This window comes from Luteibacter sp. 621, assembly GCF_050435445.1.
Lineage (GTDB): Bacteria > Pseudomonadota > Gammaproteobacteria > Xanthomonadales > Rhodanobacteraceae > Luteibacter.
In genome coordinates this window covers 100,135-117,822 of the sequence record NZ_JBNDKI010000005.1, presented here as the reverse complement: position 1 = coordinate 117,822, position 17,688 = coordinate 100,135, and the positions used below count along the sequence as shown (strand labels likewise).

The 17,688-nt window shown below is 64.3% G+C and carries 17 protein-coding genes; 9 read left to right on the top strand and 8 right to left on the bottom strand.

Annotated features, from left to right (window positions below; translation table 11 throughout):
* Window positions 1–106: 106 nt before the first annotated feature.
* A complete protein-coding gene (locus ABIE56_RS08120; RefSeq protein ID WP_429243306.1) occupies window positions 107–325 on the bottom strand; it encodes a ubiquitin-like domain-containing protein in 219 nt (72 codons plus the stop codon).
* 179 nt (window positions 326–504) lie between these two features.
* Between ABIE56_RS08120 and ABIE56_RS08115 the strand changes: the two genes are divergently transcribed.
* The gene (locus tag ABIE56_RS08115; protein ID WP_429243305.1) at window positions 505–684 is read left to right on the top strand and encodes a hypothetical protein; all 180 of its coding nucleotides are present in this window, start codon (window positions 505–507) and stop codon (window positions 682–684) included.
* Window positions 685–733: 49 nt separating this feature from the next.
* Window positions 734–1,525, top strand: coding sequence for a hypothetical protein (locus tag ABIE56_RS08110; protein WP_429243304.1), 792 nt, complete (start codon window positions 734–736; stop codon window positions 1,523–1,525).
* A 73-nt stretch (window positions 1,526–1,598) separates the two neighbouring features.
* Here the strand turns inward: ABIE56_RS08110 and ABIE56_RS08105 are convergent, their stop codons facing one another.
* Window positions 1,599–2,009, bottom strand: a complete 411-nt coding sequence (locus tag ABIE56_RS08105) for an ExbD/TolR family protein (protein ID WP_429243303.1) — start codon at window positions 2,007–2,009, stop codon at window positions 1,599–1,601.
* Between the two features lie 143 nt (window positions 2,010–2,152).
* On the opposite strand from ABIE56_RS08105, the gene ABIE56_RS08100 reads away from it, so the two are divergent.
* Complete coding sequence (locus ABIE56_RS08100) at window positions 2,153–3,112, top strand: RDD family protein (protein ID WP_429243302.1); 960 nt, start codon at window positions 2,153–2,155, stop codon at window positions 3,110–3,112.
* A gap of 61 nt (window positions 3,113–3,173) precedes the next feature.
* On the top strand, window positions 3,174–3,992 hold the full coding sequence (locus ABIE56_RS08095) for a DUF3014 domain-containing protein (protein ID WP_429243301.1): 819 nt from the start codon (window positions 3,174–3,176) through the stop codon (window positions 3,990–3,992).
* Between the two features lie 104 nt (window positions 3,993–4,096).
* Here the strand turns inward: ABIE56_RS08095 and ABIE56_RS08090 are convergent, their stop codons facing one another.
* Entirely contained in the window at window positions 4,097–5,014 is a 918-nt protein-coding gene (locus ABIE56_RS08090) for a peptidylprolyl isomerase (protein ID WP_429243300.1), read from the bottom strand.
* 171 nt (window positions 5,015–5,185) lie between these two features.
* Here ABIE56_RS08090 and ABIE56_RS08085 point away from each other — a divergent pair, with 171 nt between their 5' ends.
* Window positions 5,186–6,367 (top strand): hypothetical protein, encoded by a 1,182-nt coding sequence (locus ABIE56_RS08085; protein WP_429243299.1) that lies wholly within the window; start codon window positions 5,186–5,188, stop codon window positions 6,365–6,367.
* 1 nt (window position 6,368) lies between these two features.
* On the opposite strand, the gene ABIE56_RS08080 is transcribed toward ABIE56_RS08085, so the two are convergent.
* Window positions 6,369–7,790, bottom strand: a complete 1,422-nt coding sequence (locus ABIE56_RS08080; RefSeq protein WP_429243298.1) for an aldehyde dehydrogenase family protein — start codon at window positions 7,788–7,790, stop codon at window positions 6,369–6,371.
* Between the two features lie 82 nt (window positions 7,791–7,872).
* Here ABIE56_RS08080 and ABIE56_RS08075 point away from each other — a divergent pair, with 82 nt between their 5' ends.
* The 3 genes from ABIE56_RS08075 (at window position 7,873) to ABIE56_RS08065 (ending at window position 12,991) form a co-directional block, all read left to right on the top strand.
* Window positions 7,873–8,778 carry a LysR family transcriptional regulator gene (locus ABIE56_RS08075; RefSeq protein WP_429243297.1) on the top strand — a complete coding sequence of 302 codons (906 nt, stop codon included), beginning with the start codon at window positions 7,873–7,875 and terminating at the stop codon, window positions 8,776–8,778.
* Between the two features lie 79 nt (window positions 8,779–8,857).
* Window positions 8,858–11,104, top strand: a complete 2,247-nt coding sequence (locus ABIE56_RS08070; RefSeq protein WP_429243296.1) for a DUF5916 domain-containing protein — start codon at window positions 8,858–8,860, stop codon at window positions 11,102–11,104.
* A 63-nt stretch (window positions 11,105–11,167) separates the two neighbouring features.
* On the top strand, window positions 11,168–12,991 hold the full coding sequence (locus ABIE56_RS08065) for a glycoside hydrolase family 15 protein (RefSeq protein ID WP_429243295.1): 1,824 nt from the start codon (window positions 11,168–11,170) through the stop codon (window positions 12,989–12,991).
* Window positions 12,992–13,083: 92 nt separating this feature from the next.
* On the opposite strand, the gene ABIE56_RS08060 is transcribed toward ABIE56_RS08065, so the two are convergent.
* The 3 genes from ABIE56_RS08060 to ABIE56_RS08050 all read right to left on the bottom strand — a co-directional run bounded on the left by ABIE56_RS08060 (window position 13,084) and on the right by ABIE56_RS08050 (window position 16,187).
* Window positions 13,084–14,274 (bottom strand): DUF1501 domain-containing protein, encoded by a 1,191-nt coding sequence (locus tag ABIE56_RS08060; protein WP_429243294.1) that lies wholly within the window; start codon window positions 14,272–14,274, stop codon window positions 13,084–13,086.
* An 8-nt stretch (window positions 14,275–14,282) separates the two neighbouring features.
* Window positions 14,283–15,791 (bottom strand): DUF1800 domain-containing protein, encoded by a 1,509-nt coding sequence (locus ABIE56_RS08055; protein WP_429243293.1) that lies wholly within the window; start codon window positions 15,789–15,791, stop codon window positions 14,283–14,285.
* Window positions 15,792–15,887: 96 nt separating this feature from the next.
* Window positions 15,888–16,187, bottom strand: coding sequence for a hypothetical protein (locus ABIE56_RS08050; protein ID WP_429243292.1), 300 nt, complete (start codon window positions 16,185–16,187; stop codon window positions 15,888–15,890).
* A 95-nt stretch (window positions 16,188–16,282) separates the two neighbouring features.
* Between ABIE56_RS08050 and ABIE56_RS08045 the strand changes: the two genes are divergently transcribed.
* Entirely contained in the window at window positions 16,283–16,879 is a 597-nt protein-coding gene (locus ABIE56_RS08045) for a class I SAM-dependent DNA methyltransferase (protein ID WP_429243291.1), read from the top strand.
* Here the strand turns inward: ABIE56_RS08045 and ABIE56_RS08040 are convergent.
* Complete coding sequence (locus ABIE56_RS08040) at window positions 16,876–17,649, bottom strand: CPBP family intramembrane glutamic endopeptidase (RefSeq protein WP_429243290.1); 774 nt, start codon at window positions 17,647–17,649, stop codon at window positions 16,876–16,878. The genes ABIE56_RS08045 and ABIE56_RS08040 overlap by 4 nt on opposite strands.
* Window positions 17,650–17,688: the final 39 nt, after the last annotated feature.

The following is a 17,688-nucleotide window of genomic DNA, read 5'->3' as shown; positions in this document are numbered from 1 at the left end:
CCCACCAGCGGGCCTTTTTCTTTTCCGGGGCGCTCCTCCAGCCGGTGGATGCGGTAGTGCTCTTGGTGTTTGATAGACCCATTACCGCAAACGCCGAGCGTTAGTTTCAACGTGTCAGCAACGTCAGCTCACTTCCTTCGGTTACGCCATAGTCAGAGAGGGCTGTGTTGTCATCTAGCTGCTTTCCCGCATAGATCAAGCGCTGCATCTCGGGCGTGAGCCCCGTCATGTCTTGGATTGCCGCCTTTACGTTCAAGGCCGGATTGTGAGCTTCCGCCTCGATTTCATACGATTCACCGGTTACGCACTTTACTGTGATTTGCATGGCGCTCAGTCCTCCGTGGTTTTCATACATGTACGCCGTTCACGGTGGTGACGAAACATGCGGTATCGGCGAGGACGCGCTAAGCTACGAATGCTTCGGCGAATTTTCCGCGAGCCTATGTCGAATTGCCTATGGGTGACGCCAGGATCACACGGTTCCCAATTTCCGCGGGCTTAAAGATGGCAACGGTTTGCAAGATCTGCGGGTTAGCCCGTGACCCTGCCGCTCACCGGGCCGAAGACGCGACATCCGTGTTCGTCGTTGACCCGGGCCACCCGCTCGCCGTGGAGCAGCGGGAGGGCATCAGCTTCCACCGAGCAACCGAATACACCTACGCCCCGCCCGACAACGCCATGTAGGAGCGCGCTTGCGCGCGATGGACCCCGCGATAACGCACAAGGAACCCCTATGCCACGCAAGCCCGCATCGCGCGCAAGCGCGCTCCTACAGGTGGTTCTTGCCACCTGTCTTCTGGTGATAGCGTGCGCCAGTCACGCGGCGGACCACACCCGCCGCATCCTCTTCGTCGGCAACAGCCTCACTTACGTCAACAACCTTCCGTCCGCCGTGGCGTCGCTGGCGCCGCCGGGCGTGGAAGTCGACGCATTCGCGCTGCCTGGCGCGTCGCTGGTCGATGATGAGCACAATGCGCGCCTCGCCGGGTTGCTCGCAAACGGCCATTACACCGACGTGGTATTCCAGGAGCGTGGCGGCAACGCGGTATGTCCGAATGAGGCCTGCTTCCTGTCGGACGAATTCACGCACACGATGCGCGCGAGCAAGGCCCTGGCCGACGCGGCCCGCTCGGCCGGGGCGAAGGTCTATTACCTCGGTACGTGGCAGGCAAACCCTGCGATCGAGCCAGCACTCATCGCCGGCGAGCGGCGCATCGCGGAGGTGATGCATGCCCGGTACATTGAAATCGGCCAGACGTGGGTCTCGCAGCGCCTTGCCGACCCTGGTGCGGCCTGGCTGCACAGCGATGGCGAGCACCCCGGCCACGCCACCACGGCGCTGATGGCGCTCCGCCTATGGCATGCGATAGCCGGCGAGCGCGCGAACCGGGCCACTTGCGTGGGTGGGGTCCTCTACTATCACGCGCCTAGTGAGGACGGGTTCTTCCGGGTCGATCGTATGGCGAAGCCGGTGACCTGCCTGGTCACCAATGAACGGGCAAGTGCCTTGGCTGCCTTGCCCTGAACACCGTGCACGGAAGGGACGCGCAGCGAGCGCCCTATCCTCGAGGCGCTCGCTGCGACGACACAGTGATGCCTCAATCCGAGGCGAAATCGATCCGCTGCAGGCCATGCGCCTTAACCAGCGCGAGGACACGCGCTACGTCATCGTAAGCCGCTTCGTCCCGCGCGTGGAGCTCGACGCTCGGAAGCAGGGACGCATCGTCGCCACTCCTGCTGACAGCGACATCAAGTTGAGTGGCCAGCGCCGCATCGCTAACCAGCGTGCCGTTAAGGAACACCATGCCACCTGGGTCGACCGTAACCCGCAGGGGCTCAACGGGTTTGGGTTGCTCCGCCGAACCGATCGGCAGGTCGATACGGTTCTTATGCGCGATGACCGGCGCCGAGATCATGAAAATGATGAGCAGCACCAGCAGGACGTCGACGAGCGGGGTGACGTTGATGCCGGCGATCGGGGACGACTCGACCTTCGTAGAGAAAGCCATACTTCCTCCTTACGGTTTCGATGTGGGAATGCCCTGGTGCCGGGGCAGTGGGGGACCCCCGGCGGCCCGACTATGCCGTGACCAAGGGGGCTTCCCGCAAGGGCTTCGCCGGGTGCATGATTCACGGATTAAGCGAGGATCGCATGGAAACGAATTTGCAGACGGAAGCCGCACCGGCCCAGCCCACACCAGCGCAACTTTCCGCCACATGGCGTCGATGGCTGGCCTTCCTGATCGACTGGATCATCCTTTCCCTCGGCGGTTACATCGTCGGCATGCTTTTCTTCGATCCGCTCTCCCGGCTCGGTCCGTGGGCGCGTGTCCTCGGTTTCGCCGTTGCCCTGGTCTATTTCGGGATATTCGATAGCGGCAGGGGCGGGGCAGGCTCGCCTGGCAAGAAGGTGCTTGGCATCCGCGTGGTGGACGCCGCAGGTCGCGTCATTGGCATGGGTCGTTCGTTTGCCCGTGCCGCCCTGATCTGCGCGCCACTCATTCTCAATGATTTCTTCATCGTCCCTCCCCCCGGGGCATTCGGCGAACTGGCGTTCAACGGCCTGGTGGGTGGCTGGATGACTGCCACGCTTTACATGCTGGCGTTCAATCGCCGAACAAAGCAGGGGATACACGACCTCGCCACTGGCACGTTTGTCATCCGGGGCAGGGCGACACGGCAGAGCCTTGCCGGGTACGCCCTGTGGAAACCCCATCTGGGCATCGCGGCCGCGCTGGTTGCCTTGTCGGTCCCGGTCGCCCTGGCTCGGTTGCCCGTGTCGCTCCACTTTGCCCCGGGTGTGAGCCGCCACGTGGACAAGGCGCCCGACACCGGCCCGGTAGAGGTCGTTGGTGCATGGCTTTCCTGGAAGCCGTTGAAGGCCGGCGCATCAGGGAAACCAGAGTGCCTGTCGGCACGAATCCAGTTAAGAGGCGCCGGTGTCGCTGATAAGCAAGTGGCGCGAGATATCACGATGCGATTGATCGCCCTCTACCATTGCCAGGTCGTCACTAACGTCAGCGTGCGCATGCAGTACGGCTTTAACATGGGCTTTTCCAGCGGTACGGCCTTCCACGACTTCGTCATCGATGAAGCGGACCTGACCCGGTAGCCTTGAACCAACGCCGTGATTCGTAGTCCCATGGGGGCTGGTTTCACCGGAGTGCGTTGCGTTGAGTAGTCAGTCGTCGGGTTCGAAGTGGTTGGCAGGCGTGTTGATCGTCGCCATCGTGGGCTTGGGTGCGGTGTTCCTTTACCGCGAGAAACAGGCCAGGGATGCGGCACAGCCCACTCAGCCTGTCGCCTCCGCGTCGGCCGTGCTGCCGTCCACGCCGGTACACGATGCGGCCCTGCCACAGCACCCGATCGGCCCCGCTGGCGCATCCAGTGCGGCGCTGCCGCCGCTGGACCAGAGCGACGACGCTATCCTCGCGGGGTTGTTGGCGCTCACCAGTGACGGCGCGCTGAAGTCGCTGCTGCGCCCGGATGCCATCGTTTCGCGCATGGTCTCCACGATTGACGCACTGCCCAAGCAGACCATCGGCATGAACATCCTGCCGATGCGCACGCCCACGGGCCGGTTCCAGGTGCAATCCGACGACGGCATGTTCGTCGAATCGAAGAAAAACCTGGAACGCTACGACACCTATATGTACGTGGCCGATCACGTGAACCCGAAGGCCGCGGCCGCCTGGTACAAGCGGAATTACCCGCTGTTCCAGCAGGCCTATCGCGATCTCGGCACGAACGGTTACTTCAACGATCGGCTGATCGAGGTCATCGATCACCTGCTAGACGCGCCTGAGCCTAAGGGTAGCCTCCAACTGCTCCCGGAAAAGGTAGGTTATGTCTACGCCAACCCGACGTACGAGCAGCTATCGGCCGGCCAGAAATTCATGATTCGTGTCGGCGCGGATAACGAGGCAAAGCTGAAGGCCAAGCTGCGCGCGCTGCGCGAGGCCGTCGTTACAGACGCCCCGGCAGCCCAATGATTGTGTAGGAGCGCGCTTGCGCGCGAGTCACGGCCGCCGGAAGGTACGGCTTTACCGCTCCGTTGGTTTATCGCGCGCGAGCGCGCTCCTACATCGGGTCTGTCTTATTTCTTCGACGGGTCGCGCACCGGCACGCTGATGTTGCACAGGTCGATCTTCCCCGCCGGGCGGGTGTAGAAATCATCCTTGCGGTTGCGCTTGGCATCGACCACGGCGGCGAACAGTTTGGTGTCGGTACGCAGCACCTGGATCGGCGTGCGTTGGGCTTCCGGCATATCGGCCGCGAGGCGCACGCTCTTGATCGTCACGCGCTGCTCGGGCTTGTCGTAGAAGCCCATCGGCTCGCCGCCACGCGGGTAGGCCGAGAGGATCTCCATGCCCTTGATGACCTTGCCGGCAACGGCGAGGTTGCGATCGAGGTTGCGCGGGGCCTGGCCGATGATCGCGTACAGCGAGCTGCCGTTGCCGGTTTCAGCGCCGGTGTCGCGGGCGACGCCCACGGTGCCGTAGCAATGGGCGATCCAGGCTTCGCCGGCCTTCGGGTCGCGAGCCACCGGGAAACCCTCGGAGAAACCGACTTCCGGCGCGTACACGTCACCGTCGGCCAGTTTGGTGAACGGATAGGGCTTGCCACCCTTGCGGGTGAACTCAGGCGTAAGCGTGGCCTTGGCCGTGCCGATGCTCCTGGCCTTGGCCTTGTCATCTCCATCGGCATCGCCCCATTGGGTGACGAAATTGTCCTGCACGCGGATCACCTGCGTGCCATCGAAATAATGCTCACGGATCAGCGTACGGATGTTGGCGGCGTGTTCCGGGGTCCAGTCCTGCGCCAGCTCAATGATGACGCGGCCTTGCGGCAGATCCATGTACACGAGGTTCTGCGGATCGGGCGTGCGCCAGTCGGCCGGCGTCGACTTCGCGAGAAGCTCCTTCGGTGTGGGCGACTTCTTCGCCTCCTCGGCAAGGGCGGGCAGCGCCACGGCGGCGGCAAGGGCGAGCGCGAGGCAGGTACGTGCGAGCATGGGATCCCCAGGGTTGGTAAGGCCGAAGAAAAGTAGCACGCCCCGCCGCTGTTGTAGGAGCGACCTTGGGCGCGACCCGAGCTTCCGCCACCCTCACATACTTCCAGCACATGCCCGAAACCCCCTGCCATCTAAAGTAGCGTGACCTTATCGCTCACCCTGGGGCATGGCATGAAGCCGCTACGTCGATGGTGCATCACGCTGGCCCTGGCGTTCGCCGCCGGACCGCTGTTCGCAGAGACAGCCACGTTCCAGTTCCTGCTGGAACCCGGCCCGTCTGCGGTGGGCCTGAAGGTGGTCAACCAGTACGACGCCTCCCGCACGTTTCCATCCCCGGGGAAGAAGGCGGCAGGCCGGCCCTTGCAGACGCTGGTCTGGTACCCGTCGACGGGCAGTGCGAGGGCAGCCATGACGGTGGGTGACTACGCCGCGTTGGCGGATTCAGAAACCCGCTTCGACAGTGCTGACCCCGGACACAACAAATGGCGGACGCAGCTAAAGGCGTCGGCGGGTGTTCCGCTCTGGGCCCGCCGCGATGCATCCATGGCGAAGGGCCGCTACCCGGTCGTCATCTACGCGCCCAGCGATTCGTCGATCGCGTGGGAGAACGCGGACTTGTGCGAGTACCTTGCCAGCCACGGCTACGTCGTGATCGCAAGCCCATCGATGGGTGCCGCCACCCGCGACATGACCGACGACAACGAAGGCATCGATGCGCAGGCTCGCGATATCTCGTTCCTGATCAACTTTGCGGCAACACTACCGGACGCCGATACAGCGAACGTTGCCGTGGCGAGCTGGAGCTGGGGTGGCATTTCATCGTTGTTCGCGGCGGCCCGCGATCCACGGATCAGGGCGCTGGCCGAAATGGATGGCAGCATGCGCTACTTCCCCGGCCTCGTTACAAAGGCGGGCGATGTCCATCCCGAAGCGATGCGTATCCCACTGCTTTTCCTGACCTCGGCTTTCCCGAACTGGCTGGAAGATGTAGAGCGTGATACGGATGATCCGCCGGCGATGCGCGCGGGGCCTAACGTGCTGAATGCGTGGACGCACGGCGATCTCTACACGGTGAACATGCTCGGCATGTCCCATGGCGAGTTCAGTTCCATGTTCCAACGGCGTAAGAGTGCCGAGCGCTTCGCCGAGGATCAGATTGCTGACTACGGCCGGGACGATGCCAACACCAGCCATGCATGGTCAGCCCGGTACGTGCTGCATTTCCTCGATGCCACACTGAAACAGGATGGCGCTGCGGCAGCGTGGCTAAAAAGGACGCCCGCGGAAAATGGCGTCCCCAGGCACTTCATGGCGGTGACGTTCCGCGCCGCAACGCCACCGCCGCCGCCGTGAATCAGCCCAGGCCGATGATGGCCTTCGGCTCCAGGTAAGGCTCCAACCCGAGCACGCCGTTCTCGCGGCCCAGGCCCGATTGCTTGAAGCCACCGAACGGCGCCTTGGGCTCATGGGTGAGGGTGTTCACCATGACACGGCCCGAATCGATGCGTGCCGCGACGCGTGCACCGCGGGCGAGATCGGTGGTGGCGATGTAGGCCGAGAGACCGTAGTTCGTGTCATTAGCAATGGCGATGGCTTCCTCCTCATCGTCGTACGCGATGATGGCGAGCACCGGCCCGAAGATTTCATCGCGGGCGATGGCCATGTCGTTACGCACATCGGTGAACAGGGTGGGCCGCACCAGCCAGCCGCGATCATGGCCTTCGGGGCGGCCCTCGCCACCAGCAAGCACGCGGGCGCCTTCCTCGATGCCCGTGCGGATGTAGCCCTGCACGCGATCCCATTGCTTCTGGCTCACCATGGGGCCCATGGTGGTGTCGGCGTTGGCCGGGTCCCCCGAGACACACGCGTTGACTGCTTCCGTGGCGAGCGCCTCGAACTCGGCCAAACGCGAGCGCGGGACAAGCAGGCGCGTGCCGGCGATGCACGCCTGCCCGCTGTTCATGAAGCCCGCCTGGATAGCCATCGGCACGGCCACGGCAAAATCCGCGTCGTCCAGGATGAGGGTGGGCGACTTGCCACCCAGCTCCAGCGTCACGCGTTTCACGTCATCGGCAGCGGCACGAAGGATGCTTTTGCCCACGGCTGTGGATCCGGTGAACGATACCTTGCGCACATCGGGGCTGGCGGTAATCGCCGTGCCGACCACATCACCGCGACCGGTCACGATGTTGAACACGCCGGCCGGCGCGCCGGCTTCGTGCAGCGCTTCCATCACCACGCGGGTCTGCAGTGCGCTCATCTCGCTTGGCTTGATCACCGCAGTGCAGCCAGCAGCGAGTGCCGACGCCAGTTTGCCGGTGATAAAGCTCGCATTGCTGTTCCACGGCGTAATCAGGCCGACCACACCGACAGGCTGCATCACTACGTGGGCGATGCCCATTTCCCGTTCGAATGCGAAGTGTTCCATGGCATCGATGGCGCCAAGGAACACCTGTGCGGCGTACTGGGCCATCCAGCGCGAACGCGACACGGGTGCGCCATATTCCTCGGTGATCGCAGCGAACAATTCATCCTCGCGTGCCGCGATCGCATCGTGCATGCGGCGGAGCAGGGCGGCACGCTCGGGCAGGGTCGTGCGCGACCAGGCCGGGAGGGCGCGCTTCGCGGCGGCGATGGCATGCTGCGCATCCTCGGCATCGGCCAGGCGCACGGTGCCGATCACGCCCTCGGTGGCCGGGTTGAACAGCTCGAAGCGCTCCTCGCCATGTGGGGTGACAAAGGCGCCATCGATATAGATCTGGTTGAGGTCATGCATGGTCTGGGACTCCGGTGGGGGGACAACCCACAGGATGAGGTCCATCCATTAGCCTGATAAGCTGCACAAACCCGAATGCGGTATGAAGCTGGAGCGGATAATGCGCAGTGGCCTGACCGAACTCGAAGCCGTTCTGGCGGTGGCCCGGCACGGGAGCTTCCGTAGTGCCGCGGCAGAACTGGAGATGTCGACCTCGGCCCTCAGCCAGTCCGTCGCGGCGCTGGAGGCCCGGATCGGCACCCGGTTGTTCCACCGGACGACCCGCAGCGTGCGGCTGACCGATGCCGGCATGCGCTTCGTCGAGGACATCGGCCCGGCGGTCTCAGGGATCCGCGATGCGATCGCGCGGGCGGGCGAGGCCAGCGATGAGCTGGTCGGCACCTTGCGGCTGAACACGTCAGGCGGCGCTGCAAGGCGGCTCATGCAACCCCTGCTCATCCCCTACATGCAGCGCTACCCGCGGGTGCAGCTGGAACTGGTCACCGAGGCGCGGATGATCGACATCGTCCGTGACGGCTACGACGCCGGCTTCCGCACCACCGATATCGTCCCGGGCGACATGGTGGCGGTGCCGCTGGGGCCGCGGATACGCCACCTGGTGGTGGGGTCACCCGGCTACTTCGCCACCCACGGCCGCCCCGAGAGCCCGGGCGACCTCGCCAGGCACGTCTCGGTCCGTGCCCGTATGGCCTCGGGGCACATCTACCACTGGGAGTTCGAGCGGCATGGCGAGGCATTGAGCGTGGACGTGCCGGGCACGGTGACCCTCGATGATCCAGTGCTGCTCCGCGAGGCGGCTTTGGCTGGCATCGGGCTGGTCTACCTCAGCGAGTACGACGTGGAGGCCGATCTTGCCGCCGGGCGCCTCGAAAACGTGCTGGGCGAATGGACGCCTCCGTTCGACCGGCTCGCCCTTTATTACCCCGGGCGCCGCCATGTGCCGGCCACCTTGCGCGCCCTGATCGACCTCATCAGGGAACTAGCCTAGCCGCCTGTGCCACCGGTCATGGCAAACCTTTGCGATCCGGCGGGCATCCTAGGCGAAGGAAATTACGCACGGACCCCGCATGCGCGCTCGCTTCACCCTGTTTGCCGCCCTCATCCTCGCCGCTGGCGCCATCCACGCGGAAACCGCCGCGCGCGATGGGGTGGTGATCGATGGCCATATCGATCCGGCCGAGTGGGCGGGCGCGCAGCACATCACCGATTTCCGCGATACCCAGCCGCGCACGGGCAAGCCCGGCAGCCAGCCGACCGAGGCCTGGGTGCTCTCCACGCCCAAGGGCCTGGCGGCGGCCATCCGCGTTACCCAATCGCCCGATATCCCGCGCTCGCGCCAGGCGGCCCGGCGTGACGAAGACGCGCTGGTCGATCGCATCAACGTGATGGTCGATTTCGACGGCGATGGCCGTACCGGCTTCGATTTCGAGGTGAAGTCCACCGGCGGTATCGCCGATGAGGTGATCACCAACGAATCGGACTTCAGCTACGACTGGGATGGTATCTGGGACCACGCCGTCTCCGAGGATGCGGAAGGCTACAGCGTGGAAGTGCTGATCCCCTGGTACGTGGCGCAGATGCGCAAGCCCGAAGGCGATACGCGCACCATTGGCTTGTACATCGATCGCGTGATCGCGGCCACGGGCGAGCGCATGGCGTGGCCCGCCGTCAGCTTCGACCAGGGGCGCTTCCTCTCCATGTTCCACAAGGTGCAGCTGCCCGCGTACACGCAATCGCTGTTCGCGGTGACGCCCTATGTGGTTGGAAAGATGGAGCACGGTCACGGCGGCGCCTCGTTCGAGCAGGGCGCCGATATCCTGTGGAAGCCGAATGGCCAGACCCAGCTGACGGCGACGATCAACCCGGATTTCGGCCAGGTGGAAAGCGACGACCTGGTGGTGAACTTCTCGCCGGAAGAAACGTTCTTCACCGACAAGCGCCCGTTCTTCACCGAGAACCAGGGCATCTTCGATTTCAGCCTGCTCGATGATTACTCGCAGCTGGTTTACACCCGCCGCGTCGGTGGTGAATCGGATGACGGACACGGCCCGGCGGATATTTCCGCTGCCGTGAAGGTCAACGGCAGCGTGGGCCAGACCAGCTACGGCATCCTCACCGCCCAGGAAAAAGGCGATGCGGGCCGCAGCTTTGGTGCGCTGCGCCTGCTGCGCACCGTCGGGACACAGAGCTTCGGCATGTTGGCCACCCACGTAAGCCACCCCTACGACGATCGCGATGCCAACGTGCTGGGCATCGACCATCGCTGGCAGCCGAACGAGGCGTTCAACATCACCAGCAACATCGTCGGCAGCAAGATCGACCAGCCGCAGGCGAACAGTTCCGGCCTGGGCGCCACCACCATCGCCTATTGGCAGATGAACGATACCTGGGCGCAGCAGTGGCTGGGCATGTATTTCGGCCGCCGGCTGGATATCAACGATTTCGGCTACCTGCCGCGTAACGACATGGCGTACTTCCACTACGAAGTACGCCAGCGCGTGACCGGCTTGCCGGAGGACTCGGCGTACAGCTCGCTGCTGTGGCGTTACCGGATCTCCAACCTGGATAACACCGAGGGCCTGCTGGTGAGCCGCCGTTTTCGCGTGCAGCTGAATGCCAACCGGCGTGACGGCAGCAATGAGCAGTGGCGGCTGGATGCATTCACCGCATCGTACGACGACCTGCTTACCCGCGGCGGCAACCCCGTGCGCAACCCGCCCACTGCGAAGCTGCAGTACGAACGCACGCGCCCGCGTATTGGCCGCTGGAGTTGGGAAGCGGAAGGCTACATCAGCGGCAACGAGCTCACCGGCTACCACCGGCTTGGCTACTACTTCAAGTTCGTGCCCACGTTCTTCATCACCGATGCCTTCAGCGTGTTCGCCGGGGCCAGCTACGAGTGGGATCCGAACTGGCTGATCTGGCAGCACGACAACCTGGTGGGCTCGTACGACGGGCGCACGGTGGGCATCGACAGCGGCGTGAACTGGAACTTCGGCAGCCGCCAGGAGCTGCGCGTGAAGCTGCAGACCCTGGCCGTGGGTGCCAAGCTGCGCGGTGCCTACGAGATCGACCGCACCGGCCGCGCGCGACCCAGCGACGAACCGATCGATGGCCTTGGTGTCGCCAACCTTGGCTTCCAGGTCCGCTACCGCTTTGAGATCGCCCCGCTATCGAACCTCTACATCGTGTACAACCGCGGTGGTTACGAGCAGGACACGAACGACGAAGTGGATTCGCAGTTCCGTCGCGGCTTCTCGCTGAAAGACGTGAACGAGGGGCTGGTGAAGGTGGCGTACCGGTTGGAGTTCTAAGCGCTCTCCGCCAAACCTTCACGCCGGGCGTGTCATTCCTTGGCCGAACCCGGCGAAGGAGCCATGGCTGTGCCAAACCTTGCCAATCCCGTACCCGGCCGCACGATCGGCGAGCACGGCATCGTCGGTGACCTGGATACGGCAGCGCTGGTCGCCACCGATGGCACCGTGGACTTCATGTGCTGGCCCCACCTGGATAGCCCCACGATCTTCGCGGCGCTGCTGGACCCGGAGGAGGGTGGGGAGTTCAGCGTGGAGCCGACGCTCGCCGATCCCCGCCGCATGCAGCTGTATGTGCCCGAGACCAACGTGCTCATGACGCGCTGGATGTCGGAGGAGGGCAGCGTCGAACTCACCGATGTCATGCCGCATCCTGAAGCCAGGGCGCGCGTTCCACGTGCTCTGCTGCGCTGCGTGCGCGTACTTCGCGGAACCGTCGACATCCGGGTGCGTTGCCGGCCGCGGTTCGATTACGCGCGGGAGGTGCCCGATGTAGAGGCCTACGGCGATAGTGCGGTGTTTCACGCGGGCAAGCGCTCGCTACGGCTGGCCGCTACTGTGCCGCTGGATATCGGCCAGGGTGAGGCGGAAGCGAGCTTCACGCTTGAGGCAGGGGAGCACGCGTGGTTCATGCTGGGCGATGAAGAACACGAACCACTCACGGCTGACGAATGCGAAAACGCACTCACCGCCACCGCCGATGCGTGGCGCCGATGGACGCGGCGATCGAACTACAAGGGCCGCTGGCGCGAACGCGTTGATCGATCCGCACTGGTGCTGAAGCTACTCACTTCGCACAGGCACGGCTCCATCGCGGCGGCGGCGACGTTTGGCTTGCCCGAGGCCACCGGCGCCGAACGCAACTGGGATTACCGCGCGACCTGGATGCGCGACGCCTCGTTCACGGTGTATGCCTTCATGCGCCTTGGTTTCATCGAGGAGGCAGAACACTTCAGGCAGTGGACGGAAGACCGCCTGGCGAAGCTCGACAAGCATTCGGCCTTGCGCATCATGTACTCGCTGGATGGCAGCGAGGCTCGCGAAGAGTCCACGCTTGACCACCTTGCCGGTTACGCCGGATCCCGCCCGGTGCGGATCGGCAACGCGGCACGCACGCAGACCCAGCTCGATATCTATGGCGAGCTGATGGATAGCCTGTACCTGGCCAACAAGTACGGCACGGCGTCCAGCCACGCGGGCTGGCGCCACGTGCGGCACATGGTCGATCACGTGTCCAGGCACTGGGGTGACGCGGACGAGGGCATCTGGGAGATCCGCGACAAGCCACGGCATTTCCTGCACTCGCGGCTGATGTGCTGGGTGGCGCTGGATCGTGCCATTCGCCTGGCTCAAAAGCGCTCCCTGCCCGGGCCAACGGTGGAGTGGGCCGCGGAGCGCGATCGCATTGCCGAGGACATCTGGGCGAATTTCCGTCACCCGGAGAATGGCTACTTCGTGCAGAGTGAAGGCGGGACGGATCTTGATGCGTCGTTATTGATGATGCCGCTCGTCCGCTTTGTTTCGGCAACCGATCCGGTGTGGCTTGCGACGCTCGAAGCGATACGCGATGAACTCACGGATGACGGGCTCGTGTTTCGCTACCGGAATGCCGATGGCCTTGAGGGCGGGGAGGGCGCGTTCACCACATGCACGTTCTGGTATGTGGAGTGCCTGGCTCGCGCGGGGCGGCTGCACGAAGCGCGCGAGATCATGGCGCGCGGCGTCCTGTATTCGAACCACCTTGGATTGTTCTCCGAGGAACTCAGCTTGCGGGGTGACCCGCTCGGCAATTTTCCGCAGGCGCTCACCCACCTGGCGTTTATCAGCGCGGCGTATTACCTGGATCGACAGCTGTCGAATCCGGGTGGTCAGACCTGGCAGCCGTGAGGTGAGCCGATCGCGCGCAAGCGCGCTCCTACCATAGCGAATGGCACAAAATACACGGCAGACCTGTAGGAGCGCGCTTGCGCGCGATGCTCTCACACAAGCCGAAGATCACGCGCCCTGGCGCCCGGAAACACAGTGCCCACATCGGCGTCCGAAAGCCCATACATCCGCTTCATCAACCCACCCAGTACATCGCGGTAGTTGTTGAGCACAGGGTAATCCCGGTTCTGCAGCAGGTTGGCAGCATTCACCACCACCTGGCTGCCGAGGACACGCCCGCCATTCACCTTGCCACCCAGCACCCAATAGGTCGTGCCGTGGCCGTGATCGGTACCCTTGTTCCCGTTCTCCCGGAACGTGCGCCCGAATTCCGACACCACGACCACCACCGTGTTGTTCCACTCTGCCTCGCCCAGGCCATCGGCGAAGGTGGCGAGGCCCTGCGACAGGTTGTCCAGGTTATTGGCGAGTTGGCCATCGGCACCGCCCTGGTTCACGTGGGTATCCCAGCCGCCCACATCCACGAAGCCAAGACGGAAGCGGTCCTTCATCAGCGTGGCCATGCGCTGGCCCTGCTGGGCAAAGCCGCGTGCATTCACCGCACCGCGGCTAGCGGCCACCATTTCGCTTTGCAGATCCTGCGCCACCTGCTGGCGCAGTTGCAGGCCATCGGTCGCCGCCGCCTGCAAGGGCGTACCTTCGTACATGCTGGCCAAAATCTTCGACTGGCGGTCATCAAACACCGCTTTGCCGCCACCTTTCAGCGAAATATTCGGTACATCGCCGGTTCCCCGGAACGACAGTGGCAACGCATCGGTGAATGCGATCGGCGGCACACCACGCAGCACGCCGCTCAAGCGGCCCATGAAGCCCGAGGCGTAGCTGCGCGCGTCGCCCGCTTCGCCGGATTCGATGTTGTCCTGGGTTTCGAAGTGGCTGCGTGACAGGTCGTCCGTGCCTGCGAACGGGATGAAGGCGAGCTGCTTCTTGTCCCACAGCGGGCCCATGCTCTGCGCGACCGCTGGCGTAAGCGCCCAGTTGGCATCGAGCGCCCGCACCGATTTCGGATCGCCCGGCGTCGGTTTCGCCAGCGCGATGGTCGGGCGGGACTCGTAATAGAAATCGCTGGCGTAAGGCACCAGCAAATTGTTCGCATCGTAGCCGCCACGAAGAAAGACGAGCAGGAAACGCGGCGAGCTGGCGGGTGCGGCAAACACCTTGCCCCCGAGCGTGAGCGCGGGAACGGTAGCGGCAAGGGCAAAGAGAAACTGGCGGCGGTCCATGGTGAACCTCAGCGGTAATTGAATTCGGGCGAGGAGAGCAGGAAGGTGTTCCACTCCTGCTGCGACGTGGCCTGTGAAAGGGCATCACGCGTCTTCGGGCCTAGCGCCGGCTCGATCGTCGCGTAGTAGGTGGGTGTCGTGAGCTGTGGAAAACCGCCTACGGAGCGTGTCCCCGCCTCGTCCAGGTCGAATAAATGGTTGGCGCCACTGCCGATCGCCCGGGCGATCTCAAAGCGCTTGGCCACCTGGCCGGAGCTGGACCACTCCGAATCCGACGTCGGCCAACCGTCCGGCGTGATCCGGCCGAACGGCGCCTGGCCCAGCTGATTGATCCAGTTCACCAGCGGGCGGGGATTTTCCACCGGCTTGCCGTCGTAGGCGAGGCGCATGGTGGAGACCAGGAACTGGGTGGGATCTTTATAGTGCTTGCCCAGCGACGCGGTGAATTCCTTCGAGGTCAGCATGGTCTCCATCACCTCGGCGATATCGCCATCGGTGCGGCGGAACGTTTTCGCCATGGCGGTGATGAGCGAGGGCGGCGGGTTATCCGAGACAAAATACTTCGCCAGCTTCGTGGAGATGAACGTGGCACAGGCCGGCTGGCTCACGATCAGGTCCACGGCTTTCTCCACTTCATCGAAGCCACCGCCCTTGATCGGCTTACCCAGCAACACCTTGTCGCTGAAGTCATGCCGGTTCGGGTTGAACTCGAACACGCCTTCCTGCACGTAATACGGGCGCAGATCGGGGCGGAGTTTGCGTGGCTGGCCATCGAAGTTGACGCCGACGCCGGTAAGGATGCGCGCGAGGTTCTGCACATCGGCCTGCGTATAGCCGCTGTTGACGCCCAGCGTGTGCAGCTCCATCAGTTCGCGCGCGTAATTCTCGTTGATCTTGTCACGCGCGTTCTGGGCGTTATCCAGGTATTCGAGCATGGCCGGGCTCTTCAGCGTCGCCATGACCAGGTCGCGGAACTTGCCCAGCGCGTGCGGGCGGATGGTGTTCTGTGCGTAGTCGGCCACCAGCCAGCGCACGCGGCCCTTGTTCTGGAACACGCTGAAGTGGTTCAGCCAGAACCAGACCATTTGCTCGCGCAGCTGGTTTTCATCGTAGATGGCCCGCAGAAGCTCGGCGGCCTGTGCCTGTTGGGCGTACTGGTTGCCCTGCTTCTGTAGCGTCTTGCGCGCTTCCTGCTTGGCATCGCCGTCGGGCATGGCGTTGATATCGCGGTACTGGTCGCGAACCTGGGCAAGCAGCGCATCGGTTGGCGTCTTCATGACATCGAAGCCAGCGATCTGCGCGGCAATGGCCTGGGGCAGTCCATCGCCGCGCGGGTGGAGCTGGGTTTGCAGGAAATGGCGCCGGCCCTGGTCGCGATACGCGGCCACCGTGGCGCTATCGACGCCGAACGTGACGCGATCGAGCCATGCGGCATCTTCCTGGCTCAGGGGTTTCTCCGCGGCGGCGGCAGGCAGGCACAGGCAGGTGGCAAGGAAGGCCACGAGGAAACGACGCATCGGGATCTCCCTTCGAGGCGCGATAAACCTCAAACGGGACAGGGTGGGGGAAGGTTTACCCCCGGGGTTTGCGACGGTTCACATTTCCGGCCAACGTCAGATCTCGTTTTCGTCCGGGTAGACGAATTCGATGGCCGCCTCGCGGGTTCCAGCCGTTTCTTCGGCGACTTCCCGGACGCGCTCGCCCACCTTGTCGTTGGGCACTTCGATTTCCACCGTGTAAGTGCGTGAGCCCACGTCGTCGGACAGGTCGAGCGAGCTGGAATCATCACGGATATCGCTGGCGAAATCGTCGATCTCTTCCACGTACTCAATGCGGTCAAGGCCATGGATGGCGTTTACGACATCGTCGAATACATCACGGTCACCGGTAATGCGAAGCTGGATGCGGGGCATGGGTATCTCCTGTCCGATGCCGCCACGATGCGGCGGCAGGCGTGTGCTGAAAGTGTACGCCCGGTAGGATGGGCGTTTTCGGCGGGATGCGCGCGATGCCCAAGACCTACGACCAGGCCTATTTCGACAAGTGGTACCGCAGCGCGGACCACGCCGTGCGGTCCACCGCGGAACTCACCCGCAAGGTCGCCATGGTGCTGGGGCAGGCCGAGTTCTATCTTGGACGTCCCGTCCGTAACGTGCTCGACATCGGCTGTGGCGAAGCGCCATGGCGGGCCGTGCTGCGCCGCCTGCGCCCGGGCATCGAGTACCGCGGCCTGGAGGCGAGCGAATACGCCGTGGCCCGTTACGGCCGTTCGCGCAACATCGGCTACGCCCGCTTTGGCCAGTTGGCCGAGCTGCGCTTCGACACGCGCTTTGACCTGATCGTGTGCACTGATGTGCTGCATTACCTGAAGCCGGCCGAGATCCGGAGCGGGCTGACCGGCATTGGCGAGATGGCCGAAGGCCTGGCCTTCCTCGAGGTGTACACCCGCGAGGACGATCCCGGTGGCGATCGCGAGGCGTTTTTCGGCCGCACCGCGAGCTGGTACCGGGGCGAGTTCAGCAAGGTGGGCCTGATACCCGTGGGCTCGCAGTGTTATGCCAGCCCGAGGCTGGCGCGGATGGTGGCGTCGCTGGAAACGCTTTAGCCGAACCAGGCCATGGTGGCCAGCGCGTTGTTCGCCGCGTGGCAGACGAACGCTGGCCAGATCGAGCCGCTGCGGACGCGCAGCCACGCGCAGAGGGCGCCGACAAGGGCGAGGTTAGGCACCGCGTACCACAGGCCGCCCAGGTCGGGCAGGTGCACGATGCCGAACACCACGGCAGAGGCCGCGATGGCCCAGCCATCGCCGAACCGGGTGCGCAGCAGCGCAAGCAGGGCACCGCGGAACAGCACTTCCTCGACGAACGGCCCGACCAGCACCGCCACCGGCAACAGCGCAATGCGCATGATGACGTGGGCGCTATCGGCCAGCTCGCTCACCGACTGACTTACCGTGTGGTCACCGGCCAGCAACTGAGTGAGGAGCCCGCCCACGAGCGGGGCAACCACGCCCATGACCGCGCCGAACATTATCTGCGCACCCGTCGGGGCCGTGAAGCCAAAGCCAGCGGGGCCGCCATCGCGGAGCAGGGGTGCCCAGCGCCGCTTGACCAGCGCCAGCGTGACGACGGCAGCTCCCACCAGGGTGAGGATGACCACGGTGACCAGGCGGTCGCCCGGGCCGGGGACGCTGTTGGGGAAGAACTTCGCCAGGGTCTGCGAGGCCAGGCCAAACGCGCCTCCCAGCACGAACTGCAGCGCGAAGTAGGCGACAAGGATGAGAATTGTCTCGACCCAGCCCGGCCCCTGGCGGCGGGCGGAGCCGGCAGGCAGCGAATCGGCGGGGAGAGAGGGAAAGACGGGATCGTTAGGCATGCGCCAACGTAGCCGACGGCCTTCCGCCCGCGCAACGAT

Excerpts from the sequence above, each read along its gene's own strand:
- ABIE56_RS08120 (WP_429243306.1), bottom strand. The coding sequence starts at position 325 with ATGCAAATCACAGTAAAGTGCGTAACCGGTGAATCGTATGAAATCGAG.
- ABIE56_RS08115 (WP_429243305.1), top strand. The coding sequence starts at position 505 with ATGGCAACGGTTTGCAAGATCTGCGGGTTAGCCCGTGACCCTGCCGCT.
- ABIE56_RS08110 (WP_429243304.1), top strand. The coding sequence starts at position 734 with ATGCCACGCAAGCCCGCATCGCGCGCAAGCGCGCTCCTACAGGTGGTT.
- ABIE56_RS08105 (WP_429243303.1), bottom strand. The coding sequence starts at position 2,009 with ATGGCTTTCTCTACGAAGGTCGAGTCGTCCCCGATCGCCGGCATCAAC.
- ABIE56_RS08100 (WP_429243302.1), top strand. The coding sequence starts at position 2,153 with ATGGAAACGAATTTGCAGACGGAAGCCGCACCGGCCCAGCCCACACCA.
- ABIE56_RS08090 (WP_429243300.1), bottom strand. The coding sequence starts at position 5,014 with ATGCTCGCACGTACCTGCCTCGCGCTCGCCCTTGCCGCCGCCGTGGCG.
- ABIE56_RS08085 (WP_429243299.1), top strand. The coding sequence starts at position 5,186 with ATGAAGCCGCTACGTCGATGGTGCATCACGCTGGCCCTGGCGTTCGCC.
- ABIE56_RS08080 (WP_429243298.1), bottom strand. The coding sequence starts at position 7,790 with ATGCATGACCTCAACCAGATCTATATCGATGGCGCCTTTGTCACCCCA.
- ABIE56_RS08075 (WP_429243297.1), top strand. The coding sequence starts at position 7,873 with ATGAAGCTGGAGCGGATAATGCGCAGTGGCCTGACCGAACTCGAAGCC.
- ABIE56_RS08070 (WP_429243296.1), top strand. The coding sequence starts at position 8,858 with ATGCGCGCTCGCTTCACCCTGTTTGCCGCCCTCATCCTCGCCGCTGGC.
- ABIE56_RS08065 (WP_429243295.1), top strand. The coding sequence starts at position 11,168 with ATGGCTGTGCCAAACCTTGCCAATCCCGTACCCGGCCGCACGATCGGC.
- ABIE56_RS08060 (WP_429243294.1), bottom strand. The coding sequence starts at position 14,274 with ATGGACCGCCGCCAGTTTCTCTTTGCCCTTGCCGCTACCGTTCCCGCG.
- ABIE56_RS08055 (WP_429243293.1), bottom strand. The coding sequence starts at position 15,791 with ATGCGTCGTTTCCTCGTGGCCTTCCTTGCCACCTGCCTGTGCCTGCCT.
- ABIE56_RS08050 (WP_429243292.1), bottom strand. The coding sequence starts at position 16,187 with ATGCCCCGCATCCAGCTTCGCATTACCGGTGACCGTGATGTATTCGAC.
- ABIE56_RS08045 (WP_429243291.1), top strand. The coding sequence starts at position 16,283 with ATGCCCAAGACCTACGACCAGGCCTATTTCGACAAGTGGTACCGCAGC.
- ABIE56_RS08040 (WP_429243290.1), bottom strand. The coding sequence starts at position 17,649 with ATGCCTAACGATCCCGTCTTTCCCTCTCTCCCCGCCGATTCGCTGCCT.